This window comes from Oscillatoria sp. CS-180 (genome assembly GCF_028330965.1).
Classification (GTDB): Bacteria; Cyanobacteriota; Cyanobacteriia; order Phormidesmidales; family Phormidesmidaceae; genus Halomicronema.
Genome location: NZ_JAQMUB010000100.1, coordinates 101,471 through 109,905, shown reverse-complemented (window position 1 = coordinate 109,905; position 8,435 = coordinate 101,471). Strand labels below are relative to the sequence as shown.

At 54.6% G+C, this 8,435-nt stretch carries 12 protein-coding genes; 9 read left to right on the top strand and 3 right to left on the bottom strand.

Features of this window, described 5'->3' with window-relative positions; translation table 11 throughout:
* Positions 1-267: 267 nt before the first annotated feature.
* From PN498_RS27585 to PN498_RS27560, 6 genes are all read left to right on the top strand, one after another.
* The gene (locus PN498_RS27585) at positions 268-1,335 is read left to right on the top strand and encodes a multicopper oxidase domain-containing protein (protein ID WP_272066680.1); all 1,068 of its coding nucleotides are present in this window, start codon (positions 268-270) and stop codon (positions 1,333-1,335) included.
* Positions 1,332-2,477 carry a ZIP family metal transporter gene (locus PN498_RS27580; RefSeq protein WP_272066679.1) on the top strand — a complete coding sequence of 382 codons (1,146 nt, stop codon included), beginning with the start codon at positions 1,332-1,334 and terminating at the stop codon, positions 2,475-2,477. Before PN498_RS27585 ends, PN498_RS27580 begins: the two co-directional genes overlap by 4 nt.
* 78 nt (positions 2,478-2,555) lie before the next feature.
* Positions 2,556-2,831, top strand: coding sequence for a thioredoxin family protein (locus tag PN498_RS27575; protein ID WP_272066678.1), 276 nt, complete (start codon positions 2,556-2,558; stop codon positions 2,829-2,831).
* A 46-nt stretch (positions 2,832-2,877) separates the two neighbouring features.
* On the top strand, positions 2,878-3,333 hold the full coding sequence (locus tag PN498_RS27570) for a heavy metal-responsive transcriptional regulator (RefSeq protein ID WP_272066677.1): 456 nt from the start codon (positions 2,878-2,880) through the stop codon (positions 3,331-3,333).
* Positions 3,308-3,535: a mercury resistance system transport protein MerF gene (merF, locus tag PN498_RS27565; RefSeq protein WP_272066676.1), complete on the top strand. Its 228-nt coding sequence runs from the start codon at positions 3,308-3,310 to the stop codon at positions 3,533-3,535. Before PN498_RS27570 ends, merF begins: the two co-directional genes overlap by 26 nt.
* Before the next feature lie 19 nt (positions 3,536-3,554).
* Positions 3,555-4,028 (top strand): putative iron-sulfur cluster-binding metallochaperone, encoded by a 474-nt coding sequence (locus PN498_RS27560; RefSeq protein WP_272066675.1) that lies wholly within the window; start codon positions 3,555-3,557, stop codon positions 4,026-4,028.
* A 26-nt stretch (positions 4,029-4,054) separates the two neighbouring features.
* Here the strand turns inward: PN498_RS27560 and PN498_RS27555 are convergent, their stop codons facing one another.
* Positions 4,055-5,551: an N-acetylmuramoyl-L-alanine amidase gene (locus tag PN498_RS27555; protein WP_272066674.1), complete on the bottom strand. Its 1,497-nt coding sequence runs from the start codon at positions 5,549-5,551 to the stop codon at positions 4,055-4,057.
* 242 nt (positions 5,552-5,793) lie between these two features.
* On the opposite strand from PN498_RS27555, the gene PN498_RS27550 reads away from it, so the two are divergent.
* Positions 5,794-6,594 carry a tetratricopeptide repeat protein gene (locus PN498_RS27550; protein WP_272066673.1) on the top strand — a complete coding sequence of 267 codons (801 nt, stop codon included), beginning with the start codon at positions 5,794-5,796 and terminating at the stop codon, positions 6,592-6,594.
* 79 nt (positions 6,595-6,673) lie between these two features.
* Positions 6,674-7,066 (top strand): ArsR/SmtB family transcription factor, encoded by a 393-nt coding sequence (locus PN498_RS27545; protein WP_272066672.1) that lies wholly within the window; start codon positions 6,674-6,676, stop codon positions 7,064-7,066.
* A gap of 3 nt (positions 7,067-7,069) precedes the next feature.
* Here the strand turns inward: PN498_RS27545 and PN498_RS27540 are convergent, their stop codons facing one another.
* Both PN498_RS27540 and PN498_RS27535 read right to left on the bottom strand, forming a co-directional pair.
* Positions 7,070-7,696: a class I SAM-dependent methyltransferase gene (locus PN498_RS27540; RefSeq protein WP_272066671.1), complete on the bottom strand. Its 627-nt coding sequence runs from the start codon at positions 7,694-7,696 to the stop codon at positions 7,070-7,072.
* On the bottom strand, positions 7,683-7,958 hold the full coding sequence (locus PN498_RS27535; protein ID WP_272066670.1) for a hypothetical protein: 276 nt from the start codon (positions 7,956-7,958) through the stop codon (positions 7,683-7,685). The genes PN498_RS27540 and PN498_RS27535 overlap by 14 nt, the downstream gene beginning before the upstream one ends.
* Between PN498_RS27535 and PN498_RS28525 the strand changes: the two genes are divergently transcribed.
* On the top strand, positions 7,944-8,387 hold the full coding sequence (locus PN498_RS28525; protein WP_334312298.1) for a tetratricopeptide repeat protein: 444 nt from the start codon (positions 7,944-7,946) through the stop codon (positions 8,385-8,387). The two genes, PN498_RS27535 and PN498_RS28525, sit on opposite strands and share 15 nt — an antisense overlap.
* Positions 8,388-8,435: the final 48 nt, after the last annotated feature.

Genomic DNA, 8,435 nt, shown 5'->3' with positions numbered 1-8,435 from the left:
TCAGACCCAAGCGCCCATCCCGGTTGCCCTGGCCGTCCCCGATCGCGTAGTCGTCATAATTCGATCGCGCCGCATAGTTGGGCAGCTTTTCACCGTCCTGGGTAAGGGTGAAATGCCCCTGGATTTCAGCCTTGTACTGATAAGGCTCGTGACTTGAAAGCACAAGACACAGTAGATCATACGACCTACCGCATTTGATTATGAAATAATCATGAAATACATGGATGATCCGGTAAGCTGGACATTATGAAACAATTATGAAAAGCGATGGATTGGCATGTGCAACGACGATCGCTAATCGGAGCAGGGCTTTTAGGGATAGGCACCTGTTTAGGGCAGCGGTTTAGTCAGACGGCTTTAGCCCAAACGACTGCGCCGACGGTTCCGTCTTCCATTCACCAGGGGATGACCACCCTGGGCGAGGTTGACCACAATCAAAACGGCTTTAATCCTCATACTTTGTTGACCCGTTGGGATGGCGGTGAAGTGTCGCTGTTACCGAATGGGCAGCGCTTGCGGGAATACGACATAACGGCTATTGAGCGAGAGATTGAGGTGGCTCCGGGGGTCTTATATCCGGCCTGGACCTATAACGGGCAGGTGCCAGGGCCAACGATTCGTGCTTCCGAGGGCGATCGCATCCGCATTCGCTTTAGCAATCAGGGCTCTCATCTGCACACCCTGCATTTCCACGGCATTCACGGAGCCAGACAAGACGGCATTCCGGGCACTTTGGAAGCCACACCGGGGCAAACGGTGACCTATGAGTTTGACGCCAATCCCTTTGGCTGTCACCTCTACCACTGCCATTCCATGCCGTTTAAGCGCCACCTGCACAAGGGGCTGTACGGCGCGTTTGTTGTCGATCCAGACCCAGAGCGGCATCCAGAACAGGCAGAAGACGCGCGATCGCGCGTCTTAGGCACGCCAGAAAACCAGCGCTGGCAGGAGTTGCTGATGGTGATGAATGGCTTCGATACCAACTTTGACGAGGAAAATGAGGTCTACGCGGTCAACTCCATTCCTCACGCCTACATGAAGCAGCCGATTCGCATCGAGCGCGATCGCCCCGTCCGCATCTATCTCATCAACGTCACCGAATTTGACCCGATTAACTCCTTTCACCTGCACGCCAACTTTTTTGACTACTACGACCACGGCACCACGCTGACTCCCACCCTGCGCACGGTCGATACGGTGATGCTGTGCCAGGGGCAGCGAGGAATCATCGAATGCTCCTTTGCCAACTTTGAACCAGGACTTTATATGTTTCATGCCCATCAGGCAGAATTTGCCGAACTCGGCTGGATGAGCGCGTTTGAGGTGGTGGCATGAAGTGGCGCTGGATTTTGCCCCCGGTTTTGCTGGCTGGATTGGTCGCTCTCCTGTTGAGTATCAATCCGGCTCAGCTTCTGAATCTGAATGCCCCGCCGCTGGAATCCCTCACGGTTGAGCGCACCGTTCTCAATCACGATGGCATAACCCTACAGGTGCGGGCTGAAGGGTCAGAACCCATGCAAATTGCCCAGGTGCAGGTGGATGGCGCGTACTGGGAATTTGACCAGCAGCCCCCTGTCACGATACGGCGCTTAGCGACAGCGACGGTGCAAATTCCCTATCCCTGGGTGGAAGGAGAGGCCCATCACGTCGTGTTTTTGACGAATACGGGCGTGACTATTGATCATGCGATTGAGGTGGCACTGCCAACGCCTGGGTTTTCTCTCTCAACGCTATTGGGCTATGGCTGGCTCGGACTCTATGTGGGCTTGGTGCCGGTTGGTCTGGGAATGCTGTGCTATCCCTATTTGAAAGTGTTGCGGCAGCAGGGACTGATGTTCATGCTCACGCTGACCCTAGGGATGCTGGCGTTTCTGCTGGTAGATACCCTGCAAGAGGGACTGGAACTGGCGACAGCCGCCGCGATCGCTTTTCAGGGACAAGCCTTAGTCTGGTTGGCGGCGACGGTGGCGTTTCTAGCCTTACTCGCGGTGGGTCGGCGTCGCGGCAAGCCGCCTGAAGGTACCACCCTATCTACCTACATGGCGCTCGGCATTGGTCTACATAATCTGGGAGAAGGGCTGGCGATTGGGACGGCTTTTGCCCTGGGAGAAATTGCCTTAGGCTCATTTCTCGTGGTGGGCTTTACCCTTCATAACCTCACCGAAGGACTCGGCATCGTCGCTCCCCTGCTCAAAGACAAACTGCGCTGGCCAATATTCCTCTCGCTAGCTGCTCTGGCGGGACTTCCCGCCGTAGTGGGAATTTGGGTCGGAGCCTTTGCCTTTTCGCCCCATTGGGCGGCTCTGTTTCTCGGCATTGGTGCCGGAGCCATTTTGCAAGTCATAGTCGAGGTGGGGACCTACCTGCAACGGCGATTATCTCAGCCTGACGGCTCTGGACTCTCTAGTCTGGGGATAGCTGGCTTCGCCATGGGTCTGATGGTGATGTACGGCACCGCCTTCCTGGTGAAGTTTTGAAACTTTCGTGCTGGGACCCTTGACCTTGAAGTTGAGTATAAGGCTTAGGCTAAATCTAGCGTTTAGGAGACAAGCAAAATGTCTAAGCGAAGTGTGGAAGTATTCACCGCCGGATGCCAGCTGTGCGACGAGACCGTCAAGCTGGTTCGAGAGCTGGCCTGCTCAAATTGCGACGTGCAGGTTTGGGATCTGCGGACAGAATCTGCAACGAATGAAGGATTAGAAAAAGCGGCTCAATATGGCATCCATCGCGTTCCGGCTGTTGTAGTCAATGGTCAACTGGCGGAGTGCTGCCAGAACCAGCAGCCGATTTCGCGAGAGCACCTGATTGCAGCAGGTATCGGCCAAGGATAAACCAGTATGGCTGGGAGCACTATCTCCCGGCCAGGAAGATAGTGCTATGAAAGAGGGATTATTAATCGGTGAACTGAGCCGTCGGGTTAACCTTCCGGCTCAAACTATTCGCTATTACGAGCGACTGGGGTTACTGTCTCCCCCAAAGCGCACCGCCTCTCATTACCGCATCTACTCGGCAGCGGAGGAGGAGAGACTCGATTTTATCCAGAAGGCCAAACGATTTGGCTTATCTCTGGATGAGATTAAACGATTGATTGATCTCAGGCAGGATGGCGTGCCCCCTTGCGCTGACCTCAAAACTATGGTGAAGCAACACCTAGCAGAACTCGATCAGCACATTCAAGCTATGCTGAGCTTTCGCCAGGAGTTAGTCCATCGCTACAAGCACATTGAAGCCGCTCTGCCTGACTCTTCTGAGCTGCCCGATGAGGCTATCTGCAACGGCAAAATCTGCGGATTGATTGAGCAAGATCATGGGGAAAACGCGAGCCAAAAATAGACTCATTGCCAGTCTGGCTAGCACGGCTATGATCGCCCTTTGCTGCTTTACACCTATTTTGGTGTTCTCTTTAGGATTGCTAGGGTTAGGTGCTTGGGTCGGCTATCTGGATTTGGTTTTGCTGCCCGCAATGGGAGTCATGATAGAAGTGACCCTTTGGTCTTACTGGCGATATCGGCGATCGCGGCAATGCGAAAAATGACATTTGCGAGACCACTACCATGAGTCAATGCTGTTGTCCAGAACCCAACGAAGCTGACAACTCAAAAACAACGGCAGGCGGGTGTCCCCGGTGCCACCATGCAGGGAAATCAGTCGATCTCATCACTCTCAAGAGTTTGTTAACCCCGATCGCTCTAGCAGAACTGAATCCTGAGCAGATCTATCGCTTTTGCCCGGAGGTTTGCTGCTCGGTGGTCTACTTTTCAGCCAAAGGGCAAACCTTCACCACAACTGACTTAACGGTGTCGGTATTTCAGAAAGACCTGGACGAGAACGTCCCAGTCTGTTACTGCTTTGGCTGGACTCGCCAGCGGATAAAAACTACCGTCGAGCAGCAGGGAGCGCAATCTGTTATGGCCTCAATCACCCATCACATTCAAGCTGGCCGCTGCGGTTGCGAGGTGAATAATCCTCAGGGGAGTTGCTGTCTGGCAAATGTCAAAGCTTTGGCACTAACAACGCCTAGTGGCTAATTCCTAAAAGTGGTTAATTCCTAAAATTAGAGTTGCTGCTGGACGTACTGCATGATGCCTGCGGCGATCGCCTGCGACATTTGCTGTCGCCAAGCTGGGTCGTTGAAGTTCTGGGCATCCTGTGCTCCCGTGACAAAGCCAGTTTCGACCAGCACAGCGGGCATTGAGGTATTGCGAATGACGTAAAATCGCGCCTGCCGCACACCGCGATCAGGGATATTCAATGCTCGTAAGATTGACTGATGGATTGTCTGAGCTAAGTCATAGCCAGAGCTGTAGTAATAAGTCTCCAAGCCGTTCACATCGGGGCGTTCTAGGCTAATGGCATTGGCATGAATACTGACGAAGAGATCAGCGTCTGCCCGTTCGGCAATCTGTACCCGAGGGTCTAAGTCAATCTCGCGGTCGTCGGCCCGGGTGAGAATCACCCGCACTCCGCTCTGCTCCAGAATAGCGGCGACTTCGTAAGCAATGGATGACACGACATCCTTTTCCCGCAGTCCGCCGATGCCGATTGCCCCTGGGTCACGTCCGCCGTGGCCGGGGTCAATCACGATGGTAACCACCTGCTGGGGAATGACCGGGTTCGACTCCGGCATTGGTGGAGTCGTGGGCAACGTGGGTTCCGGCTGAGGTGGCACCACCGGAGTTCGCTGAGGCGGGGACTGCACGGCGATAGGCGGCGGCTCTGCTGAAGGTTGAGAAGGCTCAGGCGCTGCATTATCAGGAGGGACTGTGGCGATCGCCGCGCCCCTGGGCGGCAAAATCACAATGCCGCTGCCACTGCTGACCGTCGCTCGCCAATCAGCGGCGCTATTAGCTGGTACGGTCAGGACGATTTGGAGGGCGGGTTTGCCGTCTAGGGTCAGCGGTTGAACCTCCCAGGCACTAACCCCAAAGGCATCAAGCGGGGGCGTTTGCGCGGCGAACGCGGCAGTCACCGCCGCATCGCTGAGTTGCAGCACCACCTGAGTTTCATCGGAGCGATCGACCCTCAAATCAGGACTGGCCCCAGAAGTGCGAATGAAAAAACCATCGGGAGTTGTCCGAATCGCTTCTACTTGAGTGGCGGCTCCGGCGACTGGCTCAGCTTCGACCCGGTTGGCAGTCTGACCAGGCACAGTCACCGCCTCAGGCGTTGGCAGTTGCACCACCCACTGTTGAGGCGTTTGCCCTTGCACAATCACCTGGGCCGGGTCAACTGTATAGCCGGGAGCTAGCTCAATCACTAATCGAGTCGTCTGAGCGTCGAACTGACCAATGCGAATCGCTCTAACCATCCCCTCCACAGCCTGATTCACCGTGGGCTGGCCCAAGGTCGTACCCGGCAAATCCACCACGATTCGGGTGGGATTCGGCAATAGCTGCGCTCTAGGCTGTACCCCAGCATCAGTCGTAAACTCCAGCCGATTTTGTTGCGGGTCAAAACGCCAGAACTGAAGCTGAGCAGCCTCCACCGGATTGGCTAATAATAAGCCGCTAACGATGCCTAACAGACTTAATAGAGGCGGCTGTCGTCTCATGCAGTGTCCCCACAGTTGGTCAATCAGTTTATGATTTTGCCTGATTTTGGGTTTTTGGGATCACACTATTCTTTTCATCAATGTGAAATCCGGGAGCAGACACCGCTCGTTACACTAAACAGAGATCAGGTTTAATAAGCGTCACAGCTTTGCCTTTGGCTACTGTTTCGGCGCTTTAATCTACCCTTGCATGGACAACTGAGCCGTAGAAGAGTCCAGGTTGTCATTATTGGGAGGTCAGAATGAGACGCCACAGAGGGTTGATGCTCGGTTTGACGGTCTTGGTCGTTACGGTAGTAAGCGGACTGTCGGTTCCTGAACCTGGACGAACTGCAACGATTGCGGCTGTCCCTGATCCGTTAGTCGAGCAGGGCCTACAGCAGGCCGAGCAGGGACAGCTAGAGGCGGCGATCGCCACCTACACTGAGGCGATTGCGGCGGATGCAGACAATGCCGATGCCTATCTCCATCGCGGCGTTGCCTACCATGACCTGGGGGATTATCAGCAGGCGGTTGACGACTTTTCTGCGGCACTTCAGCTTCGCCCCGACCATGTGGAAACGCTCTATAACCGAGGCGAAGCCTACTCTCACTTGACCGATGCCGAGGCGGCGATCGCTGATTTGAGTCAGGCAATCGAGCTTGACCCAGACTTCGTGCAGCCCTACCTAGATCGCAGCATCATTTTGGCGGCGACTGGGCGCTTGCCCCAGGCACTGAGCGATCTAGATCAGGCGATCACCCTGGCCCCCGACAATGCCGATGCCTACTACAACCGGGGCAAGGTCTACACCGAACTGGGCAATGCCGACGCCGCCCTGACCGACTTTGATACCGCAATTCAGCTCAATCCGGAGCTGGCAGAGGCTTATGGCAATCGCGGGATTTTGCGCTATCAGCTTGGTGACCCGGAGTTGGCCCTGGCAGATTTGCAGCAGGCGGCAGAGCTGTTTGAGGCCCGTGGCAACCAGCAAGGCTATCAGCAAACCTTGTACTTTATCCAGCAGGTGCAGCAGACAATTGAGAGGGGCGATCGCCTTTGATTTGCCTTTTATCTGAACAGATTTTCAGGCGGTAATGATTCTCAGTATCATAAGAAGAGATGCTGAGAATTCTTTCATTATGGCTAAGTCTCGTTCTGCAAAAGCGCAACCCACTCAAAATACTGACGCCCCTGCCTGCGAAGAATCTCTGGTGCATCTGGATAACGTGCGGCAGGTGCAGTCTGAGGTGCTAGCCACTGAGAAAGCCCAGCGCATGGCGGAGTTCTTCAGTGCGCTAGCTGACCCCCATCGGCTAAAACTGCTCTCTGCCCTGGCCCAACAGGAACTCTGTGTCTGCGATCTGGCGGCTGCCGTGAAAATGGGGGAGTCGGCAGTGTCTCATCAGCTGCGGGTGCTCAAATCTCAGCGCTTGGTTAAGTACCGCCGCCAAGGGCGAAATGTGTTCTACGGTTTAGCCGACGACCATATCATGTCGGTCTATCGTGAGGTGGCAGAGCACCTTGACGAGTAAACGCTAACTGACAGCCGATACTGCCATCAGCCCCCAGACCACATCAAACCGTACTCGCTGAACACGGGCAATGTGAAACCCAGCGTCATTGAGCAAATCGTGCAGTTCAGACTCGGTATAGCACTGCTGATAGGCCGAGTCTAATCGTTTCAATATCCAGTCACACACCCGGCACAGTAGAAAGTCTTTACACCAGTCTAAAATCACCACGCTGCCCTGCGGTTTCAAAACTCGCTTTATTTCCTTAAGGGCCATCTCAGGTTCAGGAAAATAGTGAAAGGCATTGGCCGACACCACGATATCAAAGGATTGATCGGGAAACGGCAGCTGCGAGGCGATCGCCTGCTGAAAACTCAGATTGGCATAGCCTGACAGTTTTTGTCGGGCCTGCGCCAGCATTTGTTCAGAAATGTCAACTCCGACAATAGCTCGATTCGGATCGTCGTTGAGCAGTAAGCGTTCCAGCTCACCTGTACCACAGGCAATATCCAGCACCACAGCGGAGATCGGGATCTCTGCCCAAGCTTTAAAGAATGACAGGGTATTGGAAGTATATCGCCCCCAGCGCCAATCATAGATGTGGGCAAGCCGGTTGTACTGCTCTTGAATTGTCGATTCATGAGGATGCATGGAATCTTAGCTCGGAAGATGTGGAGGTAACTAACCTCAAGCCTAATATCTCAAGGGCACTGAAAAATGCCTCTGGTTCTACGCTTAGTCCCATAAAGCCCTGCCAAGGACGCCGGATTTGGCCCGCCAAAATCTGCTGAACCGCCGGGACCACCGGAATCGCTGTACCGCAATAGATATCCTGGTGGTGTAGTGCCAGCAGGCGCTGCTGCTGCGTCAGGGTAATGCCATAGGGTGGACGAGTAAAGTGCCGATTGGCCACCGGAACAGCTTCATCCCCCAGGAGAGCGCCCTGGCCCCCGACAATGCCGATGCCTACTACAACCGGGGCAAAGTCTACACCGAACTGGACAATGCCGAAGCCGCCCTGACCGACTTTGATACTGCAATTCAGCTCAATCCTGAGCTGGCAGAGGCTTATGGCAATCGCGGGATTCTACGCTATCAGTTTGGCGAGCTTGAGTTGGCCCTGACGGATTTACAGCAGGCGGCGGAACTGTTTGGGTCCCGTGGCGACCAGCAGGAACTCTGTGTCTGCGATTTGGCGGCAGCGGTGAAAATGGGGGAGTCGGCAGTGTCTCATCAACTGCGGGTGCCCAAATCTCAGCGCTTGGTTAAGCCGCCAAGGGCGAAATGTGTTCTACACCCTAGCAGACGGCCACATTACAGCGGTTTATCGAGAAGTAGCTGACCACCTGGACGAGAACTAACCCTTGAGCTGAATTGATTAATTTCTAGT